This window comes from Pseudomonas sp. B20(2017) (genome assembly GCF_002113125.1).
In the GTDB taxonomy this organism is placed as follows: domain Bacteria; phylum Pseudomonadota; class Gammaproteobacteria; order Pseudomonadales; family Pseudomonadaceae; genus Aquipseudomonas.
The window spans coordinates 37,610-59,693 of the sequence record NZ_NEJP01000018.1; the positions used below are offsets into that span (position 1 = coordinate 37,610).

At 60.2% G+C, this 22,084-nt stretch carries 20 protein-coding genes and 1 tRNA gene; 12 read left to right on the forward strand and 9 right to left on the reverse strand.

The annotated features are described in order from the left end of the window. Positions 1–107 precede the first annotated feature (107 nt). The 12 genes from arcD (at position 108) to CAF63_RS23425 (ending at position 14,815) form a co-directional block, all read left to right on the forward strand. Positions 108–1,535, forward strand: coding sequence for an arginine-ornithine antiporter (gene arcD / locus CAF63_RS23370; protein WP_085689366.1), 1,428 nt, complete (start codon positions 108–110; stop codon positions 1,533–1,535). 34 nt (positions 1,536–1,569) lie between these two features. Beyond that, positions 1,570–2,826, forward strand: a complete 1,257-nt coding sequence (gene arcA, locus CAF63_RS23375) for an arginine deiminase (RefSeq protein ID WP_085689370.1) — start codon at positions 1,570–1,572, stop codon at positions 2,824–2,826. 69 nt (positions 2,827–2,895) lie between these two features. After that, positions 2,896–3,906 carry an ornithine carbamoyltransferase gene (locus CAF63_RS23380; protein ID WP_039766039.1) on the forward strand — a complete coding sequence of 337 codons (1,011 nt, stop codon included), beginning with the start codon at positions 2,896–2,898 and terminating at the stop codon, positions 3,904–3,906. Between the two features lie 180 nt (positions 3,907–4,086). Continuing rightward, positions 4,087–5,016: a carbamate kinase gene (gene arcC / locus CAF63_RS23385; RefSeq protein ID WP_085689373.1), complete on the forward strand. Its 930-nt coding sequence runs from the start codon at positions 4,087–4,089 to the stop codon at positions 5,014–5,016. A gap of 62 nt (positions 5,017–5,078) precedes the next feature. Then, the gene (locus tag CAF63_RS23390; RefSeq protein WP_085689376.1) at positions 5,079–5,441 is read left to right on the forward strand and encodes a DUF5064 family protein; all 363 of its coding nucleotides are present in this window, start codon (positions 5,079–5,081) and stop codon (positions 5,439–5,441) included. A gap of 208 nt (positions 5,442–5,649) precedes the next feature. After that, positions 5,650–7,158, forward strand: a complete 1,509-nt coding sequence (locus tag CAF63_RS23395) for a sigma-54-dependent transcriptional regulator (RefSeq protein ID WP_085689379.1) — start codon at positions 5,650–5,652, stop codon at positions 7,156–7,158. 449 nt (positions 7,159–7,607) lie between these two features. Next, entirely contained in the window at positions 7,608–7,991 is a 384-nt protein-coding gene (gcvH, locus tag CAF63_RS23400) for a glycine cleavage system protein GcvH (RefSeq protein WP_007951190.1), read from the forward strand. Between the two features lie 10 nt (positions 7,992–8,001). Next, positions 8,002–10,854 (forward strand): aminomethyl-transferring glycine dehydrogenase, encoded by a 2,853-nt coding sequence (gene gcvP / locus CAF63_RS23405; protein ID WP_085689381.1) that lies wholly within the window; start codon positions 8,002–8,004, stop codon positions 10,852–10,854. 204 nt (positions 10,855–11,058) lie between these two features. Then, a complete protein-coding gene (locus CAF63_RS23410) occupies positions 11,059–12,435 on the forward strand; it encodes an L-serine ammonia-lyase (protein WP_085689383.1) in 1,377 nt (458 codons plus the stop codon). Positions 12,436–12,486: 51 nt separating this feature from the next. Then, complete coding sequence (gcvT, locus tag CAF63_RS23415; RefSeq protein ID WP_085689386.1) at positions 12,487–13,611, forward strand: glycine cleavage system aminomethyltransferase GcvT; 1,125 nt, start codon at positions 12,487–12,489, stop codon at positions 13,609–13,611. 405 nt (positions 13,612–14,016) lie between these two features. Next, positions 14,017–14,229: a cold-shock protein gene (locus tag CAF63_RS23420; protein ID WP_065258514.1), complete on the forward strand. Its 213-nt coding sequence runs from the start codon at positions 14,017–14,019 to the stop codon at positions 14,227–14,229. A 97-nt stretch (positions 14,230–14,326) separates the two neighbouring features. After that, complete coding sequence (locus CAF63_RS23425) at positions 14,327–14,815, forward strand: RDD family protein (protein WP_085689389.1); 489 nt, start codon at positions 14,327–14,329, stop codon at positions 14,813–14,815. Between the two features lie 58 nt (positions 14,816–14,873). On the opposite strand, the gene nadA is transcribed toward CAF63_RS23425, so the two are convergent. The 9 genes from nadA to tolR form a co-directional block, all read right to left on the reverse strand. Beyond that, on the reverse strand, positions 14,874–15,932 hold the full coding sequence (nadA, locus tag CAF63_RS23430) for a quinolinate synthase NadA (protein ID WP_085689392.1): 1,059 nt from the start codon (positions 15,930–15,932) through the stop codon (positions 14,874–14,876). A 271-nt stretch (positions 15,933–16,203) separates the two neighbouring features. Beyond that, a tRNA-Lys gene (locus CAF63_RS23435) sits at positions 16,204–16,279 on the reverse strand. A gap of 63 nt (positions 16,280–16,342) precedes the next feature. Then, positions 16,343–17,035 carry a 7-cyano-7-deazaguanine synthase QueC gene (gene queC, locus CAF63_RS23440; protein WP_007951197.1) on the reverse strand — a complete coding sequence of 231 codons (693 nt, stop codon included), beginning with the start codon at positions 17,033–17,035 and terminating at the stop codon, positions 16,343–16,345. A 1-nt stretch (position 17,036) separates the two neighbouring features. Further along, positions 17,037–17,684, reverse strand: a complete 648-nt coding sequence (gene queE / locus CAF63_RS23445) for a 7-carboxy-7-deazaguanine synthase QueE (protein WP_085689394.1) — start codon at positions 17,682–17,684, stop codon at positions 17,037–17,039. A gap of 165 nt (positions 17,685–17,849) precedes the next feature. Then, complete coding sequence (ybgF, locus tag CAF63_RS23450; RefSeq protein WP_085689397.1) at positions 17,850–18,689, reverse strand: tol-pal system protein YbgF; 840 nt, start codon at positions 18,687–18,689, stop codon at positions 17,850–17,852. 6 nt (positions 18,690–18,695) lie between these two features. Next, complete coding sequence (gene pal / locus CAF63_RS23455) at positions 18,696–19,193, reverse strand: peptidoglycan-associated lipoprotein Pal (protein ID WP_003178634.1); 498 nt, start codon at positions 19,191–19,193, stop codon at positions 18,696–18,698. Between the two features lie 52 nt (positions 19,194–19,245). Continuing rightward, the gene (tolB, locus tag CAF63_RS23460; protein WP_166742344.1) at positions 19,246–20,526 is read right to left on the reverse strand and encodes a Tol-Pal system beta propeller repeat protein TolB; all 1,281 of its coding nucleotides are present in this window, start codon (positions 20,524–20,526) and stop codon (positions 19,246–19,248) included. 17 nt (positions 20,527–20,543) lie between these two features. Continuing rightward, on the reverse strand, positions 20,544–21,623 hold the full coding sequence (gene tolA / locus CAF63_RS23465; RefSeq protein ID WP_064383749.1) for a cell envelope integrity protein TolA: 1,080 nt from the start codon (positions 21,621–21,623) through the stop codon (positions 20,544–20,546). Next, on the reverse strand, positions 21,623–22,075 hold the full coding sequence (gene tolR, locus CAF63_RS23470) for a protein TolR (RefSeq protein ID WP_162130475.1): 453 nt from the start codon (positions 22,073–22,075) through the stop codon (positions 21,623–21,625). The genes tolA and tolR overlap by 1 nt, the downstream gene beginning before the upstream one ends. Between the last annotated feature and the right edge of the window lie 9 nt (positions 22,076–22,084).

Consider the following 22,084-nt stretch of genomic DNA (forward strand, 5'->3'; position numbering starts at 1 on the left):
GTCATTCATTAACAATGGAATGTGACTATGCACTGATCTAAGTCAGCTGTTTGAAAAGCCAACAGAACTACGCTGTGAACTCTTCTCTCCTGCAATGGAGTCATGCAATGTCTGAAGCTCCCGGAAAACTGCGACTAGGTGCACTGGTTGCATTGGTAGTCGGTTCAATGATCGGTGGCGGGATATTCTCTTTGCCACAAAACATGGCCGCCAGTGCCGATGTCGGCGCGGTACTGATCGGTTGGGCCATCACCGCTGTCGGCATGCTCACCCTCGCTTTCGTCTTTCAAACCCTCGCCAATCGCAAGCCTGACCTGGACGGCGGTGTCTACGCCTACGCCAAGGCCGGTTTTGGCGACTACATGGGTTTCTCCTCGGCCTGGGGTTACTGGATCAGTGCCTGGCTGGGCAACGTCGGTTACTTCGTTCTGCTCTTCAGTACCCTCGGCTATTTCTTCCCGGTGTTCGGTGAAGGCAACACGGTTGCGGCCGTGGTCGGCGCCTCGGTACTGCTGTGGGCCGTACACTTCCTGGTGCTGCGCGGGATCAAGGAAGCGGCGTTCATCAACCTCGTGACCACCGTCGCCAAGGTCGTGCCGCTGCTGCTGTTCGTATTGATCGCGCTCTTCGCCTTCAAACTGGACATCTTCACCGCCGACATCTGGGGCATGAAAAACCCGGATCTGGGCAGCGTGATGAACCAGGTGCGCAACATGATGCTGGTCACCGTGTGGGTGTTCATCGGCATCGAAGGCGCGAGCATCTTCTCGGCCCGGGCGGAAAAACGTTCGGACGTCGGCAAGGCGACCGTGATCGGTTTCATCACCGTGCTGCTGTTCCTGGTGCTGGTGAACGTGCTGTCGCTGGGCATCATGACCCAGCCGGAACTGGCCAAGCTGCAGAACCCGTCGATGGCTGCCGTGCTGGAACACGTGGTCGGTCACTGGGGCGCGGTGCTGATCAGCGTCGGTCTGATCATCTCGCTGCTCGGGGCGTTGCTGTCGTGGGTGCTGCTGTGTGCGGAGATCATGTTCGCCGCCGCCAAGGACCACACCATGCCGGAGTTCCTGCGCAAGGAGAACGCCAACCATGTGCCGGTCAACGCCCTGTGGCTGACCAACGCGATGGTGCAGCTGTTCCTGATCATCACCCTGTTCTCGGCCAGCACTTACCTGTCGCTGATCTACCTCGCCACTTCGATGATTCTGGTGCCGTACCTGTGGTCGGCGGCCTACGCCCTGCTGCTGGCGGTACGCGGCGAAAGCTACGAAGGCTTCGCGGCCGAACGGCGCAAGGACCTGATCATCGGCGCCATCGCCCTGATCTATGCGGTGTGGCTGCTCTACGCCGGTGGCGTGAAGTATTTGCTGCTGTCGGCCCTGCTCTATGCCCCCGGCGCGATCCTGTTCGCCAAGGCCAAGCTCGAACTCAAACAACCGGTTTTCACCAACGTCGAGAAGCTGATTTTCGCCGCAGTGGTCGTGGGCGCCCTCGTGGCCGCCTACGGACTGTATGACGGCTTCCTGACTCTGTAATTGCCCAACGTTTTCTCTCTGGAGGATCACTGAAATGACCACGGAAAAAGTTAAGTACGGCGTCCATTCCGAAGCCGGCAAACTGCGCAAAGTCATGGTTTGCTCCCCAGGTCTGGCCCATCAGCGGCTGACCCCGAGCAACTGCGACGAACTGCTGTTCGACGATGTGATCTGGGTCAACCAGGCCAAGCGCGACCACTTCGACTTCGTGACCAAGATGCGCGAGCGCGGCATTGAAGTGCTGGAAATGCACAACCTGCTGACCGACATCGTTTCCAACCCCGAAGCGCTGAAATGGATTCTGGATCGCAAGATCACCCCTGACACCGTCGGCGTCGGCCTGACCAACGAAGTGCGCAGCTGGCTCGAAGGCCTGGAGCCACGCAAGCTCGCCGAGTTCCTGATCGGCGGCGTGGCCGGCGAGGATCTGCCGGACAGCGAAGGCGCCAGCGTGATCAAGATGTACCGCGACTACCTGGGCCACTCCAGCTTCCTGCTCGACCCGTTGCCCAACACCCAGTTCACCCGCGACACCACTTGCTGGATCTACGGCGGCGTGACGCTCAACCCGATGTACTGGCCGGCCCGTCGCCAGGAAACCCTGTTGACCACCGCCATCTACAAGTTCCACCCCGACTTCACCGGTGCCGACTTCGAAGTCTGGTACGGCGATCCGGACAAGGACCACGGCAAAGCCACTCTCGAGGGCGGCGACGTGATGCCGATCGGCAACGGCGTGGTGTTGATCGGCATGGGCGAGCGCTCCTCGCGCCAGGCCATCGGTCAACTGGCCCAATCGCTGTTCGCCAAAGGCGCGGCCGACAAAGTCGTGGTCGCCGGCCTGCCGAAATCCCGCGCGGCAATGCACCTGGATACCGTGTTCAGCTTCTGCGACCGCGACCTGGTGACGGTCTTCCCGGAAGTGGTCAAGGAAATCGTGCCGTTCATCATCCGTCCTGACGAAAGCAAACCGTATGGCCTGGACGTACGACGGGAGAACAAAACGTTCCTCGAAGTGGTGGCCAACTCGCTCAATCTGCCGAACCTGCGCGTCGTCGAAACCGGCGGCAACAGCTTCGCCGCCGAACGCGAGCAATGGGATGACGGCAACAACGTCGTGGCCGTGGAACCAGGCGTGGTCATCGGCTACGACCGCAACACCTACACCAACACCCTGCTGCGCAAGGCCGGGGTCGAGGTCATCACCATCAGCGCCGGCGAACTGGGCCGTGGCCGTGGCGGCGGCCACTGCATGACCTGCCCGATCGTGCGCGACCCGATCGACTACTAAACGACCATCTCCCCGGCCGCACTGACCCTGTCGCGGCCGGGCCGATTATCGAATCCAAGGAGAATCATCATGGCGTTCAACATTCACAACCGTAACCTGCTCAGCCTGGAACACCACACCCCACGTGAGCTGCGTTACCTGCTCGACCTGTCCCGCGACCTCAAACGCGCCAAGTACACCGGCACCGAGCAGCAACACCTGAAGGGCAACAACATCGCCCTGATCTTCGAAAAAACCTCGACTCGCACCCGCTGCGCGTTCGAAGTTGCCGCTTATGACCAGGGCGCCAACGTCACCTACATCGACCCGAACTCTTCGCAGATCGGCCACAAGGAAAGCATGAAGGACACAGCCCGCGTGCTGGGTCGCATGTACGACGCCATCGAGTACCGTGGCTTCAAGCAGGAAATCGTCGAAGAACTGGCCAAGTTCGCTGGCGTGCCGGTGTTCAACGGCCTGACCGATGAATATCACCCGACCCAGATGATTGCCGACGTGCTGACCATGCGTGAGCACGCCGACAAGCCAATCCACGAGATCAGCTACGCCTACCTGGGCGACGCGCGCAACAACATGGGCAACTCGCTGCTGTTGGTCGGCTCCAAGCTGGGTATGGACGTGCGTATCTGCGCGCCGAAAGCCCTGTGGCCGCACGACGACCTGGTGGATCGCTGCAAAAAATACGCGGAGGAAAGTGGCGCGCGCATCACCCTGACCGAAGACCCGAAAGCCGCCGTCAAAGGCGTGGACTTCATCCACACCGATGTCTGGGTATCGATGGGCGAACCGGTGGAAGCCTGGGCCGAGCGTATCCAGCAACTGCTGCCGTATCAGGTCAACGCCGAGCTGATGAAAGCCACCGGCAACCCGCGCACCAAGTTCATGCACTGCCTGCCGGCGTTCCACAACAGCGATACCAAGGTCGGCAAACAGATTGCCGAACAGTATCCGCACCTGAAAAACGGCATCGAAGTGACCGACGACGTGTTCGAGTCGCCTGCCTGCATCGCCTTCGAGCAAGCGGAAAACCGCATGCACACCATCAAGGCGATTCTGGTGTCGACCCTGGCTGATCTGTAACCCACTGAGGGAACCGCCTCCCCATGTGGGAGCGGGCTTGCTCGCGAAAGCGGAGTGTCATTCAACAGTGATGTCTACTGATCTGACGCCTTCGCGAGCAAGCCCGCTCCCACAAGGGATCCTGGTTTCAACATGGACACGAGTCGTTTGCCATTCCTCTGTACAAGAAGGACCAGCACCATGCGTATCGTCGTAGCTCTGGGCGGTAACGCCCTGCTCCGCCGTGGTGAGCCGATGACCGCTGACAACCAGCGCGCCAACATCCGCATCGCCACCGAGCAAATCGCCAAGATCCATCCCGGCAATCAACTGGTCATCGCCCACGGCAATGGCCCGCAAGTCGGCCTGCTATCGTTGCAAGGCCTCTCCTACAAACCCGATGAAGCTTACCCTCTGGACGTGCTCGGTGCCGAAACCGAAGGCATGATCGGCTACATCATCGAACAGGAACTGGGCAACCTGCTGGACTTCGAAGTCCCGTTCGCCACCCTGCTCACCCAGGTCGAAGTCGATCCCAAGGACCCGGCCTTCAAGGACCCGACCAAGTTCATCGGCCCGGTCTACGCCAAGGACGAGGCTGAGCGCCTGGCCAAGGAAAAAGGCTGGGTGGTCAAGGCCGACGGTGACAAGTACCGCCGCGTGGTTGCCAGTCCGAAACCCAAGCGCATCTTCGAAATCCGTCCGATCAAGTGGCTGCTGGACAAGGGCAGCATCGTGATCTGCGCGGGCGGCGGCGGCATCCCGACCATGTATGACGAGCAGCGCAATCTCAAAGGCATCGAGGCCGTCATCGACAAGGACCTGTGCTCGTCGCTGCTCGCCGAACAACTGGAAGCCGATCTGTTGGTGATCGCCACCGACGTCAACGCGGCTTACATCGACTTCAACAAGCCAACCCAGAAAGCCATCGCCCAGGCCCACCCGGACGAACTCGAACGCCTGGGCTTCGCCGCTGGCTCCATGGGGCCGAAGGTGCAGGCAGCCTGTGAATTTGCGCGCCATACTGGCAAGGTCGCGGTGATCGGTTCGCTGGCGGACATCGAAGCCATCGTCCAGGGTACTGCCGGTACGCGGGTCAGCACGGCCGCGCCGGGGATCACCTACCGATAAAAAGAAACTCCGGGGGCAGACCTCAGGTCTGCCCTTCTCCCATGCCTTGAAAGGAGAAAACCATGGCCCAGTTCGAACCCGGTCATTTGCATATCGAGCGGCATGCGTTGACTGACGATGACGTCAATTACAACGTGCACCTCGACTATGAAGTGTTCACCGATCCGCAAAAAGGCAAAGGGATACAGTTCACCCTGCACGGCAGCATGCAGGGCAAGGACATGAAGGAAACGTTTTTCCTGCCCAAGGAAGAGGCCTACAACTTTGCTCGCGACGTGACCAGGATTGCCGAAAAATACGGGATTCCCAAGGCACACAGCCAGATCGGCTCGGTGCACAAGCATTACGACTTGATGTTTGAAGACATTCGCAAGCAGTTGAATATGCAATCCGGGGATCCGGTCAATCCCGAGCATTTCGAGTAACCCGAACTCACCACACTCCCCCTGTGGGAGCGAGCTTGCTCGCGAAAGCGCTCTGTCAGTCCATATCTTCAACGCTGATACACCGCATTCGCGAGCAAGCTCGCTCCCACAAGGGTATGTATCCAGCGGAAGTGCGCGTCCGGTTTCACCATTTCCCCGCCCCAAGGCATACTTGCCCCCTCCGCACTCCAGAACCCAGAACCGCCCCATGCGTATCCACGTCAGCTTCATCGACCGCGTCGGCATCACCCAGGAAGTCCTGGCCCTGCTCGGTGGGCGCAACCTCAATCTGGATGCGGTGGAAATGGTCCCGCCGAACGTCTACATCGACGCCCCGACCCTCAGCCCGCAAGTGCTCGAAGAACTCAAAGATGCGTTGTTCCGGGTGCGCGGCGTGGAGGCCGTGGTGGTGGTCGACATCCTGCCCGGTCAGCGTCGGCACTTGCAGCTCGACGCGTTGCTCGCGGCGATGACCGACCCGGTGCTGGCGCTGGACAGCGCCGGCAAGGTGCTGCTGGCCAACCCGGCGCTGATTGCCTTGTACGGTCGCGAGCCGGCGGGCGAAAGCGTTTCTGAGCTGTTCAACGATCCGGGCCTGCTCGAAACCCTGCTCGAACAAGGCTTCCGCCTGCCGCTGCGGGAAATCACCGTCAATGGCCAGACCCTGTTGCTCGACGCCACACCGATCACCGACGCCGGCGCCCTGCTGACCCTGTATCAACCGAACCGCATCGGTGAACAACTTTCGGCATTGCACCACGACCACGCCGAAGGTTTCGATGCGCTGCTCGGCGAGTCCCCACCGATCCGCACCCTCAAGGCCCGCGCGCAGCGGGTGGCAGCCCTCGACGCGCCGCTGCTGATCCAGGGCGAAACCGGCACCGGCAAGGAACTGGTGGCACGCGCCTGCCACGCCATCAGCGCCCGGCACAACGCGCCATTCCTCGCACTGAACTGCGCGGCCCTGCCGGAGAACCTCGCCGAGAGCGAACTGTTCGGCTACGCCCCCGGCGCCTTTACCGGCGCAGCGCGTGGCGGCAAACCGGGGCTGATGGAACTCGCCAACCAGGGCACGGTGTTTCTCGACGAGATCGGCGAGATGTCGCCGTACTTGCAGGCCAAACTGCTGCGCTTTCTCAACGACGGCAGCTTCCGCCGGGTCGGTGGCGATCGTGAGGTGAAGGTCAACGTACGGATCCTCAGCGCGACCCACCGCGACCTGGAAAAAATGGTCAGCGAAGGCCTGTTCCGCGAAGACCTGTTCTACCGCCTCAATGTGCTCAACGTCGAAGTTCCGCCGCTGCGCGAACGTGGTCAGGACATTCTTCTGCTCGCCCGCTATTTCATGCAGCAGGCCTGCGCGCAGATCCAGCGCCCGGTCTGCCGCCTCGCCCCCGGCACTTATCCGGCGCTACTCGGCAATCGCTGGCCAGGCAATGTTCGGCAATTGCAGAACGTGATCTTCCGCGCCGCCGCGATCTGCGAAAGCAGCCTGGTGGACATCGGCGATCTCGACATCGCCGGCACCTCGGTGGCACGCCAGACCGATACCGACGTCGACAGCCTGGAAGAAGCGGTTGAAGCCTTCGAGAAATCGCTGCTGGAAAAGCTCTACGTCAGCTACCCCTCGACCCGCCAACTGGCCAGCCGCCTGCAAACCTCACACACCGCGATTGCCCACCGGCTGCGCAAGTACGGCATCCCCAACAAACCCTGAGGCGAAACCCCGAATAAACTGTGGGAGCGAGCTTGCTCGCGATGAGGGCGTGTCAGTCGACAGTTTTTTGAATGTCACACCGCCATCGCGAGCAAGCTCGCTCCCACAGGGTTTTCCATCCAGCCGGCTCTCCATCCAGAGTGTCCGAGCCCAAAAGCGACCTCCATCTGTACTGAAAGCGCTACAGCGGAACGATATCGCTACACCCTCCTCCGATCACCGCTGTGCAAGGCTTTGATCCGGTTCAGCTTTTTTCTTCGCCTCACGCTGTAGCGATTTCGCTACAGTCAACGTGATCGCGCCCGTCCACAAATCAATCAAACCCTTGATTTATAACGATATTTTTACGTTGGCCGCGTTCTTGCTAAGTAACCGCTCATAAAATCAGGGCATTGCCGCCCGAGTATTCCACCGCGTCCACCAGACGAGTCTGGCCCCTAGGAGATTCCATGAGCGAGTTGCGTTTTACTGAAGATCACGAATGGCTGCGCGCCGAAGCCGATGGTTCTGTCACCGTTGGCATCACCGCTTTCGCGCAGAACGCCCTGGGCGACGTGGTGTTCGTGCAACTGCCTGAATTGCAGGCGTACGAGAAAGGCGCCGAAGCCGCCACCGTGGAATCGGTAAAAGCCGCCAGCGGCGTTTACATGCCGCTGGACGGTGAAGTCCTGGCCACCAACCCAGCCCTGGAAGACAGCCCTGAGTTGGTCAACGAAGATCCGCTGGGCGAAGGCTGGTTCTTCCGCTTTAAACCGGCCGACGCTTCGGCCGTCGCCAAGCTGCTGGATCAGGACGCCTACGACCGCCTGATCAAAGCCCAAGCCGAAGCCTGAGGAACCTGACATGACCCAAGTAAATCTCGGCACCGCCAACGAATTCATCGCCCGTCACATCGGCCCGCGCGCCGGTGACGAGCAAGCCATGCTCAACAGCCTCGGTTTCGACTCGCTCGAAGCCCTGAGCGCCAGCGTCATCCCGGAAAGCATCAAGGGCACCAGCGTGCTCGGCCTCAACGACGGCCTGAGCGAAGCCGATGCCCTGGCAATGATCAAAGGCATCGCCGGCAAGAACCAACTGTTCAAGACTTACATCGGCCAGGGCTACTACAACTGCCACACGCCATCGCCGATCCTGCGCAACCTGCTGGAAAACCCGGCCTGGTACACCGCCTACACCCCGTATCAGCCAGAAATTTCCCAGGGCCGTCTCGAAGCGCTGCTGAACTTCCAGACCCTGATCAGCGACCTCACCGGCCTGCCGATCGCCAACGCTTCCCTGCTCGACGAAGCCACCGCCGCTGCCGAAGCCATGACCTTCTGCAAACGCCTGAGCAAGAACAAGGGCAGCCACCAGTTCTTCGCCTCGATCCACAGCCACCCGCAAACCCTCGACGTGCTGCGCACCCGTGCCGAGCCGCTGGGCATTGACGTGGTCGTGGGTGATGAGCGCGAACTGACCGACGTGACGCCGTTCTTCGGCGCGCTGCTGCAATACCCGGCCAGCAACGGTGATGTATTCGACTACCGCGAACTGACCGAACGCTTCCACGCCGCCAACGCACTGGTGGCCGTGGCCGCTGACCTCCTGGCCCTGACCCTGCTGACCCCGCCGGGCGAATTCGGTGCGGACGTGGCCATCGGCAGCGCGCAACGCTTCGGCGTGCCGCTGGGCTTCGGTGGCCCGCACGCGGCTTACTTCTCCACCAAAGATGCGTTCAAGCGTGACATGCCGGGCCGTCTGGTCGGTGTCTCGGTTGACCGTTTCGGCAAGCCGGCCCTGCGTCTGGCGATGCAGACCCGCGAGCAACACATCCGCCGCGAGAAAGCCACGTCGAACATCTGCACCGCACAAGTGCTGCTGGCCAACATCGCCAGCATGTACGCCGTGTACCACGGCCCTAAAGGCCTGACCCAGATCGCCAACCGCGTGCATCACCTGACAGCGATCCTGGCCAAGGGCCTGAGCGCACTGGGCGTGACCGTCGAGCAAGCCAGCTTCTTCGACACACTGACCCTGGCCACCGGTGCGCAAACTGCTGCGCTGCACGACAAGGCCCGCGCCCAACAGATCAACCTGCGTGTGATCGATGCCCAGCGTCTGGGCCTGTCGGTCGACGAAACCACCACCCAGGCTGACATCGAAACCCTGTGGGGCCTGTTCGCCGACGGCAAGACCCTGCCAGATTTCGCTGCTCTGGCCGCTGCCGCGCAAAGCACCATTCCTGCCGCGCTGGTTCGTCAGTCGCCGATCCTCAGCCACCCGGTGTTCAACCGTTATCACTCGGAAACCGAGCTGATGCGCTACCTGCGCAAACTGGCGGACAAGGACCTGGCACTGGATCGCACCATGATCCCGCTGGGTTCGTGCACCATGAAACTCAACGCCGCCAGCGAAATGATCCCGGTGACCTGGGCCGAATTCGGCGCCCTGCACCCGTTCGCTCCGGCCGAGCAAAGCGCCGGTTACCAGCAACTGACCGATGAACTGGAAGCGATGCTCTGCGCCGCCACCGGTTACGACTCGATCTCGCTGCAGCCGAACGCCGGTTCCCAGGGTGAGTACGCAGGTCTGCTGGCGATTCGCGCCTATCACCAGAGCCGTGGCGAAGACCGTCGCGACATCTGCCTGATCCCGTCGTCCGCCCACGGCACCAACCCGGCGACCGCCAACATGGCCGGCATGCGCGTGGTCGTGACCGCGTGCGACGCCCGTGGCAACGTAGACATCGAAGACCTGCGCGCCAAAGCCATCGAGCACCGCGAACACCTCGCCGCGCTGATGATCACCTACCCGTCGACCCACGGCGTGTTCGAAGAAGGCATCCGCGAAATCTGCGGCATCATTCACGACAACGGCGGCCAGGTGTACATCGACGGCGCCAACATGAACGCGATGGTCGGCCTCTGCGCACCGGGCAAGTTCGGCGGCGACGTCTCGCACCTGAACCTGCACAAGACCTTCTGCATCCCCCACGGCGGTGGCGGCCCGGGTGTCGGCCCGATCGGCGTCAAGTCGCACCTGACTCCGTTCCTGCCGGGCCACGGCCACATGGAACGCAAGGAAGGCGCGGTCTGCGCAGCACCGTTCGGCAGCGCGAGCATTCTGCCGATCACCTGGATGTACATTCGCATGATGGGTGGCGCAGGTCTGAAGCGCGCTTCGCAGCTGGCGATCCTCAATGCCAACTACATTTCCCGTCGCCTGGAAGAGCACTATCCAGTGCTGTACACCGGCAGCAACGGCCTGGTGGCGCACGAGTGCATCCTGGATCTGCGTCCATTGAAAGACAGCAGCGGCATCAGCGTCGATGACGTCGCCAAGCGCCTGATCGACTTCGGCTTCCACGCCCCGACCATGTCGTTCCCGGTAGCCGGCACACTGATGATCGAGCCGACCGAAAGCGAATCCAAGGAAGAACTGGACCGCTTCTGCGACGCCATGATCCGCATCCGCGAAGAAATCCGCGCAGTGGAAAACGGCACCCTGGACAAGGACGACAACCCGCTGAAGAACGCTCCGCACACGGCTGCCGAGCTGGTCGGCGAGTGGACTCATCCCTACAGCCGCGAACAAGCGGTGTACCCGGTGGCGTCGTTGATCGAAGGCAAGTACTGGCCGCCGGTAGGTCGCGTCGACAACGTGTTCGGCGACCGCAACCTGGTCTGCGCCTGCCCGTCGATCGAAAGCTACGCTTAAACGAATGAGGGGCAGGTAAACCTGCCCCGATTTCAGCATCACCACAGATCCCCTTGTGGGAGCGGGCTTGCTCGCGAATGCGGTGTGTCAGGCAACATTGATGGCGACTGATTCACCGCATTCGCGAGCAAGCCCGCTCCCACAGGGAATGTATCAAGCCTGATGGTCCGCCAATTCCTATAACAAGAAACCGGAGAACAACTCATGTCGTTAAGCGTGTTCGACCTGTTCAAGATTGGCATCGGCCCCTCCAGCTCCCACACCGTCGGCCCGATGCGCGCAGCTGCGCGCTTCGTCGAAGGGCTGCGTCGGGAAAACCTGTTGTCGGCCACCACCAGCGTCAAGGTCGAGTTGTATGGATCCCTCGGCGCCACCGGCAAGGGCCACGGCAGCGACAAGGCCGTGCTTCTGGGCCTGGAAGGTGAACACCCGGATACCGTGGATACTGAAACCGTCACCGCCCGTCTCTCGGAGATTCGTGGCAACGGGCGCTTGAACCTGCTCGGCGAACACAGCATTGCGTTCAACGAGAAAGAACACCTGGCAATGATCCGCAAACCGTTGGCCTATCACCCCAACGGCATGATCTTCCGTGCCTTCGATGCGGCGGGATTACAGATCCGCAGCCGCGAGTACTACTCGGTCGGCGGCGGTTTTGTGGTCGACGAAGATGCGGCCGGCGCCGACCGCATCGTCGAAGACGCCACACCACTGACCTTCCCGTTCAAGAGTGCCAAGGACCTGCTTGGTCACTGCACCACCTATGGTCTGTCGATCAGCCAGGTGATGCTGACCAACGAAAGCGCCTGGCGCCCGGAAGCGGAAACCCGCGCCGGTCTGCTGAAAATCTGGCAAGTGATGCAGGACTGCGTGGCCGCCGGCTGTCGCAACGAAGGCATCCTGCCGGGTGGCCTGAAGGTCAAGCGGCGGGCGGCGGCGTTGCACCGGCAATTGTGCAAGAACCCGGAATCGTCGCTGCGCGATCCGCTGTCGGTGCTGGACTGGGTCAACCTCTACGCTTTGGCCGTCAACGAAGAAAACGCCAACGGCGGGCGTGTAGTCACGGCACCGACCAACGGCGCGGCGGGGATCATCCCTGCGGTGCTGCATTACTACATGCGCTTCATTCCCGGCGCCAACGATGACGGCGTGGTGCGCTTCCTGCTCACCGCCGCGGCCATCGGCATTCTGTACAAGGAAAACGCCTCGATCTCCGGCGCCGAAGTCGGCTGCCAGGGCGAGGTCGGCGTGGCCTGTTCGATGGCGGCCGGCGCGTTGTGTGAAGTGCTCGGGGGCAGCGTGCAACAAGTGGAAAACGCCGCTGAAATCGGCATGGAACACAACCTCGGCCTGACCTGCGACCCGATTGGCGGGCTGGTGCAGGTGCCGTGCATCGAGCGCAACGCCATGGGCTCGGTCAAGGCGATCAACGCCGTGCGCATGGCCATGCGCGGAGACGGGCAACATTTCGTCTCCCTCGACAAGGTCATCCGCACCATGCGCCAGACCGGCGCCGACATGAAAAGCAAATACAAGGAGACCGCCCGTGGCGGTCTGGCAGTCAACATTATCGAGTGTTAATTAGCCCCCTCTTCCTCCGGGAAAGGGTTGGTGTGAATCAAGGAGTCACGCATGTCCACCGAACAACTGTCGAAAACCCCGCTGCACGCTCTGCACATCGAACTCGGCGCCCGCATGGTGCCGTTCGCCGGCTACGACATGCCGGTGCAATACCCGCTGGGCGTGATGAAAGAACACCAGCACACCCGTGAGCAGGCCGGGCTGTTCGATGTCTCGCACATGGGCCAGATCCGCCTGACCGGCGCCAATGCTGCCAAAGCCCTGGAAACCCTGGTGCCGGTGGACATCATCGACCTGCCGGTGGGCATGCAGCGCTACGCGATGTTCACCAACGAAACCGGCGGCATCCTCGATGACCTGATGGTCGCCAATCTGGGCAACGACGAACTGTTCCTGGTGGTCAACGCCGCGTGCAAGGAGCAGGACCTGGCGCATCTGCAAAAACACATCGGCGATCAATGCAAGATCGAGCAGTTGTTCGAAGAACGCGCCCTGCTCGCCCTGCAAGGCCCGGCCGCAGTGACCGTGCTGGCGCGCCTGGCGCCGGAAGTGGCGAAAATGACTTTCATGCAATTCACCCGCGCGAAGCTGCTGGGCGTTGACTGCTTTGTCAGCCGTTCGGGCTACACCGGTGAAGACGGTTTCGAAATCTCGGTTCCGGCAGCCGATGCGGAAAAACTTGCCCGCGCCCTGCTGGCCGAACCGGAAGTCGCCGCCATCGGCCTCGGCGCCCGTGACTCGCTGCGCCTGGAAGCCGGCCTGTGCCTGTACGGCCACGACATGAACACCGAAACCACCCCGATCGAAGCCAGCCTGCTGTGGGCAATCTCCAAGCCTCGGCGTGCCGACGGTGCGCGTGCCGGCGGCTTCCCTGGCGCAGAACAGGTCTTCGCTCAACAGAAGAACGGCGTTCAGCGCAAACGCGTCGGCCTGCTGCCGCAAGAGCGCACGCCGGTCCGTGAAGGTGCAGAGATCGTCAACGAAGCGGGCGAGATCATCGGCAGCGTGTGCAGCGGCGGCTTCGGCCCGACTTTAGGCGGCCCATTGGCCATGGGTTACCTGGACAGCGCCTACGTCGCACTCGATACGCCAGCCTGGGCGATAGTTCGTGGGAAAAAGGTGCCATTGCTTGTAAGCAAAATGCCATTTGTTCCACAACGCTACTATCGCGGTTGATTGACTGTTTCTATAAGTAACGCGATTGCGTTATGCGTGCACTAATGTGTAACGCAATCGCCATAAAACAGTGCACTCTCTTTACATTCGATTCGAATATGAAATTGGCTTATAACGTTCGAAAACAATTGAACAAGCTAATCGTATAAGCCGGACTAGTGAATCGACTAAGTGCCGGCAAGGGCAGGAAAACCGGGGCCTTCGCGGGGCTTGTTTTTCCTCCCGTAGTTGGCGTAGAGTTTGTCCACTGTGTTTGCATGGGTCAGCTTGGAATCGTGACCTGGGCAGTAGCCTACAAGTTAGCTACATCCCGTTCGACGTCTTCTTACTCTCCTGCAACCAGCCCCAGTACTCTTTCATGAGGAAGAGACTGTCATCAATTTTTTGCGTCAAAGGAAATAAGAAATGTCCACACGTCAGAGCGGTACCGTCAAGTGGTTTAACGACGAGAAAGGTTTTGGTTTTATCACTCCAGAAAGCGGTCCGGATCTGTTCGTGCATTTCCGCGCCATTCAGGGCAGCGGCTTCAAGAGCCTGAAAGAAGGCCAGAAAGTGACCTTCGTTGCTGTGCAGGGCCAGAAAGGCATGCAAGCTGATGAAGTCATCGCAGAAGCCTGATTTTCTGTAACGAAAAAGCCCCTGATATTGATATCAGGGGCTTTTTTGTGGGCGCAAATCCGTAAAATGGCGCTTCATTTTCCTTCCAGAGGCTGCCATGTCGAAACACCTGCTCACTCCTCAGGGCGATTTCCCCGCCGTCGGCCTGGGCCGTCGTCTGGCAGCGATGTTCTATGACTTTCTGCTGTGCACTGCCCTGCTGATCGTGACCGGTGGTGTCTACAAGATGATTCAGGCCGCGATCATCGGTGAGGAGCGTCTACGGGTTCTGACCGACGCCGGACAACTGGATGGCGATCCGCTGTACTCCACGGTGCTGCTGCTGGTGTTGTTTGGTTTCTTTGCCAAGTTCTGGACCCACGCCGGGCAGACCCTGGGCATGCAGGTCTGGGGCGTTCGTGTGCAGAACGCCGATGGCACTGCGATCAGCCTGTGGCAGGCGTTGTTGAGGTTTATGGTGTCGATTGCATCGTGGCTGTGCTTGGGCCTCGGGTTCTTCTGGTCACTGTTCGACAAGAAGAAGCGCGCCTGGCACGACATCTACTCCGACACGCAGCTCGTGCGAATTCCGAAGAAAGCCAAATAATCCTGCAGATGCAAAAACGCCCCGATCCAATCGGGGCGTTTTTATTTGCGGCTCGAGGTCAGGCGTTGCCGGCCAGCTTCATCCGCGCTGCCTGAGTGAAATCGAGCATGCGCTTGAGCGGGCGGATCGCCTGGGGAATCAGGGCCGGGTCGACGAAGATCTCGTTCGAGCCCTCCTTCAGGCACTTGAGCGTGCGCTCAAGGGTGTTCATGGCCATCCACGGGCAATGTGCGCAACTGCGGCACGCGGCGCCGTTACCGGCGGTTGGCGCCTCAATGAAGACCTTGTCCGGGCACAGCTGCTGCATCTTGTAGAAGATGCCGCGATCGGTGGCGACGATCAGGGTCTTGTTCGGCAGCGATTGAGCAGCGGCAATCAGCTGACTGGTGGAACCGACGGCGTCCGCCAGCTCGATCACCGACGTCGGCGACTCCGGATGCACCAGAATGGCCGCGTCCGGGTATAGCGCTTTCATGTCTTCCAGTTGCTTGGACTTGAACTCTTCGTGGACGATGCACGCACCGTCCCAGAGCAGCATGTCGGCACCGGTCTTGCGCTGGATGTAAGTGCCCAGATGCTTGTCCGGGCCCCAGATGATGGTTTCGCCGTTATCCATCAGGCTTTCGACGATTTCCAGTGCACAACTTGAAGTCACCACCCAGTCAGCCCGGGCTTTGACGGCGGCCGAGGTGTTGGCATACACCACCACGGTGCGCTCCGGATGCTGATCGCAGAACGCCGAGAACTCGTCTACCGGACAACCCAGATCCAGCGAGCAGGTCGCTTCCAGGGTTGGCATCAGCACGCGTTTTTCCGGATTGAGAATCTTCGCGGTCTCACCCATGAATTTCACGCCGGCGACCACCACGGTCTTGGCCGGATGGGCGTTGCCGAAGCGGGCCATTTCCAGGGAGTCGGAAACACAACCGCCGGTTTCTTCGGCGAGGGCCTGAATGATCGGATCGCAATAAAAGTGGGCAACCAGCACCGCGTCCTGAGCCTTGAGCTCGGCGGCGATGGCGGAACGGTAATAAGCCTCTTCCTCGGCCGTCAGCGGCTTGGGCTGCTTGGCATCGAGGTGGGCTTGTACCAGAAGGCGTTCGGAAATCTGCGTCATGTTCGCAAGACCTGCAGGCGCATTCGCGCGAAAGTCGAGTATACACCCGGCTCCGGACCGCTTGAGGGTACCGCCGGGAGAGTGAGTATTATCAGGCACGGACAGCATTGAAGCTGCGCAAGGCTACAGAATATCCCGTTGATACAAAAGATGATTCTGACCTGCGTCACGGCAGGAAGATACGAAGGGAGGGATGCCCGAATCGCAGGCAAAAAAAAACCCGGAAATCCTCACTTTCGTGGGCCTTCCGGATTTTCTAAACCGCCAAATATGGTGGGTCGTGTGGGATTCGAACCTACGACCAATTGGTTAAAAGCCAACTGCTCTACCAACTGAGCTAACGACCCGCTGTGTGGTGGCGCGTATAATACTGATTTTTAAGGACTATTCAACACCTAATTTGAAAATAATCAAAAATAAGGTGTCGGGTCGCTGATTCCGGCCGCCGCAAAGCCTTCTGCACGCAGTCGGCAGCTGTCGCATTTGCCGCAAGCACGGCCATCATCGTCGGCCTGATAGCAGGAAACGGTCAGCCCGTAATCAACGCCAAGCTTCACGCCCGCCTGGACGATCTGCGCCTTGCTCAGGTTCTGCAGCGGTGCCTGGATGCGGAAACCATTGCCTTCGACGCCAGCCTTGGTTGCCAGGTTGGCCATGCGTTCGAACGACTCGATGAACTCGGGACGGCAATCCGGGTAGCCGGAATAGTCCACCGCGTTAACGCCGATAAAGATGTCGCGGGCGCCGAGCACTTCAGCCCAGCCGAGGGCCAGCGACAGGAAAACCGTGTTGCGCGCCGGCACGTAAGTCACCGGGATGCCTTCGCCCAGCTCTTCCGGGATATCGATGCTGGTGTCGGTCAGGGCCGAACCACCCATGCCGTTCAGGTTCAGGCCGATCACCTTGTGCTCGACAACGCCCAGGTCGCGGGCAACGCGAGCAGCGGCATGCAGTTCGGCGTGGGAACGCTGACCGTAATCGAAACTCATGGTGTAGCAGGCGTAACCTTCAGCGCGGGCCATCGCCACGACCGTAGCCGAGTCCAGACCACCCGACAGCAGGATTACCGCACGTTTCTGGCTAGTGTTCAGTTGTTCAGTCATCTCAGCGCCCCGGCTCATCATTCCATAGATATTTATGCAGCTGCAGTTGCAGGCGCACTGGCAGGTTATCCGCCACCACCCAGTCCGCCAGGTCCCGAGCATTCAGGTCGTGGTGACTTGGGGAAAACAGCACTTCACCTGCACGTCGCTCGAGACCGTACTGGATCAGCTTCGATACCGCCCAGTCATAGTCCTCCCGCGAGCAGATGACAAACTTCACCTGATCGTTAGGCGTCAGCAGTTCGATGTTCTCGTAACGGTTGCGATGGGCTTCTTTGGAGTCAGGCGTTTTCAGGTCGACCACCCGACTGACCCGGGGATCGACCGCCGAGATGTCGAGGGCGCCGCTGGTTTCCAGCGAGACTTCGTAGCCGGCATCGCACAACTGTTTGAGCAAAGGGATGGCATTGGGTTGTGCCAGCGGCTCACCGCCAGTGACGCAGACGTAGCGCGGGCGAAAGCCGGCCACTTGCTCGAGGATGTCTTCGAGGGTGCGGATCGTGCCACCGCTGAACGCGTAGGCGCTGTCGCAGTATTGGCAACGCAATGGGCAACCGGTCAGGCGCACAAAAACAGTGGGCAGCCCGGCAGTCCGCGTTTCCCCCTGCAACGAGTAGAAAACTTCGGTGATTCTCAATGTGTCTTGCATAATCGCCACGGGCGTAACAGCTAAACAGGCTGTCCGCCTCCGTCAGGCACTTCAGGCAACCCCGCCAACGCGTAGATCACCAGAAGCGTGTTTCATAAAAGGGCGTGAATTCTAACGAAAAAACCCGCGACAAGCGCGGGTTTCTTCCAAACGGGTCAAACGCTGTTACATGCGTTGCAGATCGCGCTGGGCCAACTGAGCGGCGGACGTGCCCGGATACTGGGCCACCACCTGCTGCAGAATGCCTTTGACCTTGTCGGTGTGACCGAGGCGGCGCTCTACATCAGCCAGCTTGTACAGCGAATCCGGCACTTTGGCGTGCTTGGGATACAGCTGCGACACCTTGGCGAAAGCCTGACCTGCACCTTGCAGATCGCCTTTGGCCAGGTTCACTTCACCCAGCCAGTACTGGGCGTTGCCCGCGTATTGGCTGTTCGGGTACTTACGCAGGAAAGCGGCAAACGCCTGGCTGGCCTTGTCGAAATCCTTGGCCTTGATCAGGTCGAAGGCTGCATCGTAATACAGCTTTTCCTTGGCCGGATCAGCCGGTTCGCCACCCGCAGCAGGTGCCTGGGTGGCCGCAGCGGCACCGGCTCCAGCGGCGGCACCGGCAGCAGCGCTTGCATCGCCACCGGCAGAAGAATTCTCGGGAGTCGCGGCAGGTGCAACGCCGGATCCTATGCGCCGATCAAGATCCTGGTATCGCTCCAGGGACTCTTGCTTCATGCGCGAAACTTGATTCTGCAGTTCTTCGATCACACCTTGCTGGCGCGACAGTTGATCCTGCATCTGTTGCAGTTGGTTGAACAGCATGCCTTGTGCCGAGGCAGGGGCCGAAGCCGCTCCCCCGGCATAGGCGCCGTTCGTACCGTAACCTGCAGGCGGATAACTGCTCCCGCTATTGTTATAACCGGAGTTGTCATCGACCACAGGAACCGCAGCCCACGCCGCAAGCGGCGCGAGGCTGAGAGCCAGAACAGTTACAGCACGACGGCACGTTCGCATATCGAATTACTTACGCAGTTCGACGCGACGGTTTTGAGCCCAGGACTGCTCGTCGTTGCCGGTAGCAACTGGACGCTCTTCGCCGTAGGAAACCAGTTCCAGCTGAGCTGGGGAAACACCTTGCAGTACCAGGTAGCGCTGAACGGCTTTCGCACGACGCTCGCCCAGTGCCATGTTGTACTCACGAGTACCACGTTCGTCGGTGTTGCCTTCCAGAACAACGCGAGCGCCGTTTGCTTTCAGGTCTTTGGCGTGAACGTCCAGAGCGCGCATGGCTTCTGGCTTCAGGTCCGAGCTGTCGTATTCGAAGTAGAAGGTGGTGATTGCGCGCAGAGCAGCTTCTTCGCTCAGGGAACCGTCAACTGCACCAGTGTTTGCGCCGTAACCAGCGTTTGGATCAACAGCGCCTTCACCGGCGTTGTCGCCGCCTTTGGACGAGCAACCTACAGCTACAGCCATGGCCAGAGCCAGCGCAGCAAATTTACCAAACTTCAGCATTTCCATCGTGAAACTCCTAATGAACCCCAGTGTGTTAAGTAAAACGTAAAGCGCCGCGTCAGTTCAGGTAAGGGGACCAGGACGGTTCTCTGACTTCGCCTTGTGCGGTAGGAAGCGGGAGCCTCACGCGTCCATTAATGGACACGAGCATCAAGACTCCCCGGCCCTGCTGGCGGGTGGCGTAGATTACCATGGTGCCGTTGGGCGCAACAGTAGGCGACTCGTCCAGAGTGCTATCAGTGAGGATTTTTACACTTCCGCGCTGCAAATCCTGGGCCGCCACTTTGAAATTGGTGAAACCGTCCTGACGATGGATCATCACCAGGGTCTTTTCATCCGCCGAAAGCTTGGGGTTGGCGTTGTAGTTGCCCACGAACGTCACACGCTCGGCACCGCCGCCACCGGCACTGGTCTTGTAGATCTGCGGCTTGCCGCCACGGTCGGAGGTGAAGTAGATGGTCGAACCATCCTTGCCCCAGTACGGTTCGGTGTTGATGCCAGGACCTGCGGTCACGCGGGTGATCTGACGCGAACCGAGGTTCATCACGTAGATGTCCGGGTTACCGTCCTTCGACAGCACGAACGCCAGGCGATTGCCGTCCGGCGACCAGGCTGGCGCGCCGTTCAGGCCTTCGAAGTTGGTGATCTGCTCGCGGCGACCGGTGTCGATATTCTGCATGAAGATGCGCGGACGCTTCTGTTCGAACGACACGTAGGCGATACGCTTGCCGTCCGGTGCAAAACGCGGCGACAGGATTGGCTCGCGCGATTGCAGCAGGGTCACGGCGCGGGCGCCGTCATAGTCCGAACGCTGCAGGGTGTAACGGGTGTTCTTCTCCGAGAAGCGCTCGGCTGTGACGTACAGCAGGCGAGTCGAGAATGCACCTTTAATGCCGGTCAGCTTTTCGAACGACTGATCGGAGATGTAGTGCGCCATGTCACGCAGCTGCTCAGTGGTACCGGACACACTGCCGTCAGCCACTTTCTGCTCGGTGGCGACGTTGAACAGAGCCCACTGCACCTGCAGACGGCCACCGGCCGGCACGATGCTGCCGACCATCATGTATTGCGCGCCCACCGCCTTCCAGTCACGGAAAATGATTTCGCTCGGCTGGCTTGGCTGGCTGATCATGTTTTGCTTTGGAATCGGCGAGTAATAGCCCGAGTTGCGCAAATCGTTACCAATGATTTCGGCCATGTCATCCGGCAGGACGGCACCGCCCTGGAAACCGAACGGTACGACTGCGATCGGAGTTGCCCGATCGCTGCCGCTGGTGACCAGAATGTTCTTTTCATCCGCCATCGCGATCCCTGCCATGCAGCAGATCACGACCAGCATTCCTCGAAGAAGGTTTCTCACAAGGCTAGATCCTCAGGTGTGAATGTCATCTTGAATGAACGATACGGAGCGAAATCGCTCGGCTTCATTCCCTGCATTTCCGTCAAACGTCCAATATTCTTGACCGCTGCCACTGCCGACGCATCGAACGGACCGTCGCCACTGGATTTGGCCACGCTGACCGAAGTCACCGTACCGTCCGGCAACATGCCGATCTGCAGCACAACCGTCATGCCTTTGCGTGCCGAAGGTGGACGTGCCCAGCCTTCCGCTGCCCGCGCACGAATCAGGTCATCGAAACTGCCCGCGACTTCATCGCCCTGCTCATCGGCCAAGGCCTGCTGGCGCTGCGGCGTGTCGGAAAGCAAATCTGCCAGGGCCTGAGCCTTTTTGTCTTCGGCGGATTTACGTGCCGCTTCCTGCGCTTTCTTCTTCGCAGCATCGGCAGCAGCTTTCTTCTTCGCGTCTTCGGCGACTTTCTTCTTCGCCTCTTCAGCTTCAGCTTTCTTCTTGGCGTCTTCGGCGGCTTTCTTCTTCGCGTCTTCGACGATCTTCTTCTTGGCTTCTTCAGCGGCCGCTTTCTTGGCCTCTTCTTCAGCAGCCTTCTTGGCTTCTTCTTCGGCTTTCTTTTTGGCTATATCAGCCAATTGTTTCTCTTCTGCCTTCTTGGCTTCGGCGGCTTTCTTCGCGTCGTCGGCTTTCTTGGCTTCATCAGCCTTCTTCGCCTCGTCCGCTTTCTTCGCCTCATCGGCCTTCTTGGCTTCCTCGGCCTTTTGAGCCGCTTCTTCTTTCTTTTGTTCCGCAGCCTTCACCGCTTCCTGCTCGACCTTTTTCTGCTCCATCTGCTCGACTTCGGTCTGGCGCGCGGCGGATTTCTTCGCCTCACCCGCAATCTTCTGATTGGTCTGGGTGGTTGCCTGACTTTTCGATTTCAGCTGGTACAGGGTCGCCTGGACAATCGGCTTGGCCGGCGGCAGCTCCGGGGTCAGGGCGAAACTGACGAACAGCATGCCGAACACCAGCACGTGCAAGCCAATCGCCCAGACACTAGGCCAGAAGTAGCTTTCCGAGGCGGACGGCTCTCGCTGTTGCTGCATCAGGGCGCCTCGGTGATCAAGCCAACGTTACCGACCCCGGCTTTCTGCAACCCGCCCATGGCGCCCATGACGGAGCCATAATCGACGGACTTGTCGCCACGGATGAAGACCTGGGTACGCTTGCCGCCCTCAGTGCCGGCGCGAATGATCTTGGTCACCGCGTCGGTCATCTGTGGCAGGGTCATGGCCCGGTCCTGCTGCTTCTCGGTGTCGACTTCGCTGCCAAGGTTCCAGTAGTAGGTCTTGTCCGACTTGATCGAAATGGTCAGCACCTGGGTGTTGTTGTCCTGCGGCAAGGCTTCGCTGGAAACCTTGGGCAGATCCACTTTCACGCCCTGATTGAGCATCGGCGCAGTCACCATGAAGATGACCAGCAGCACCAGCATCACGTCGATGTAAGGCACTACGTTCATCTCGGCGACCGGCTTGCGCTTGTGTCGGGCTCGAGTGATTAAAGCCAT

Bases quoted from the DNA above. Each gene is read 5' to 3' on its own strand.
- arcD (WP_085689366.1), top strand. From the start codon at position 108: ATGTCTGAAGCTCCCGGAAAACTGCGACTAGGTGCACTGGTTGCATTG.
- arcA (WP_085689370.1), top strand. From the start codon at position 1,570: ATGACCACGGAAAAAGTTAAGTACGGCGTCCATTCCGAAGCCGGCAAA.
- CAF63_RS23380 (WP_039766039.1), top strand. From the start codon at position 2,896: ATGGCGTTCAACATTCACAACCGTAACCTGCTCAGCCTGGAACACCAC.
- arcC (WP_085689373.1), top strand. From the start codon at position 4,087: ATGCGTATCGTCGTAGCTCTGGGCGGTAACGCCCTGCTCCGCCGTGGT.
- CAF63_RS23390 (WP_085689376.1), top strand. From the start codon at position 5,079: ATGGCCCAGTTCGAACCCGGTCATTTGCATATCGAGCGGCATGCGTTG.
- CAF63_RS23395 (WP_085689379.1), top strand. From the start codon at position 5,650: ATGCGTATCCACGTCAGCTTCATCGACCGCGTCGGCATCACCCAGGAA.
- gcvH (WP_007951190.1), top strand. From the start codon at position 7,608: ATGAGCGAGTTGCGTTTTACTGAAGATCACGAATGGCTGCGCGCCGAA.
- gcvP (WP_085689381.1), top strand. From the start codon at position 8,002: ATGACCCAAGTAAATCTCGGCACCGCCAACGAATTCATCGCCCGTCAC.
- CAF63_RS23410 (WP_085689383.1), top strand. From the start codon at position 11,059: ATGTCGTTAAGCGTGTTCGACCTGTTCAAGATTGGCATCGGCCCCTCC.
- gcvT (WP_085689386.1), top strand. From the start codon at position 12,487: ATGTCCACCGAACAACTGTCGAAAACCCCGCTGCACGCTCTGCACATC.
- CAF63_RS23420 (WP_065258514.1), top strand. From the start codon at position 14,017: ATGTCCACACGTCAGAGCGGTACCGTCAAGTGGTTTAACGACGAGAAA.
- CAF63_RS23425 (WP_085689389.1), top strand. From the start codon at position 14,327: ATGTCGAAACACCTGCTCACTCCTCAGGGCGATTTCCCCGCCGTCGGC.
- nadA (WP_085689392.1), bottom strand. From the start codon at position 15,932: ATGACGCAGATTTCCGAACGCCTTCTGGTACAAGCCCACCTCGATGCC.
- queC (WP_007951197.1), bottom strand. From the start codon at position 17,035: ATGACTGAACAACTGAACACTAGCCAGAAACGTGCGGTAATCCTGCTG.
- queE (WP_085689394.1), bottom strand. From the start codon at position 17,684: ATGCAAGACACATTGAGAATCACCGAAGTTTTCTACTCGTTGCAGGGG.
- ybgF (WP_085689397.1), bottom strand. From the start codon at position 18,689: ATGCGAACGTGCCGTCGTGCTGTAACTGTTCTGGCTCTCAGCCTCGCG.
- pal (WP_003178634.1), bottom strand. From the start codon at position 19,193: ATGGAAATGCTGAAGTTTGGTAAATTTGCTGCGCTGGCTCTGGCCATG.
- tolB (WP_166742344.1), bottom strand. From the start codon at position 20,526: ATGCTGGTCGTGATCTGCTGCATGGCAGGGATCGCGATGGCGGATGAA.
- tolA (WP_064383749.1), bottom strand. From the start codon at position 21,623: ATGCAGCAACAGCGAGAGCCGTCCGCCTCGGAAAGCTACTTCTGGCCT.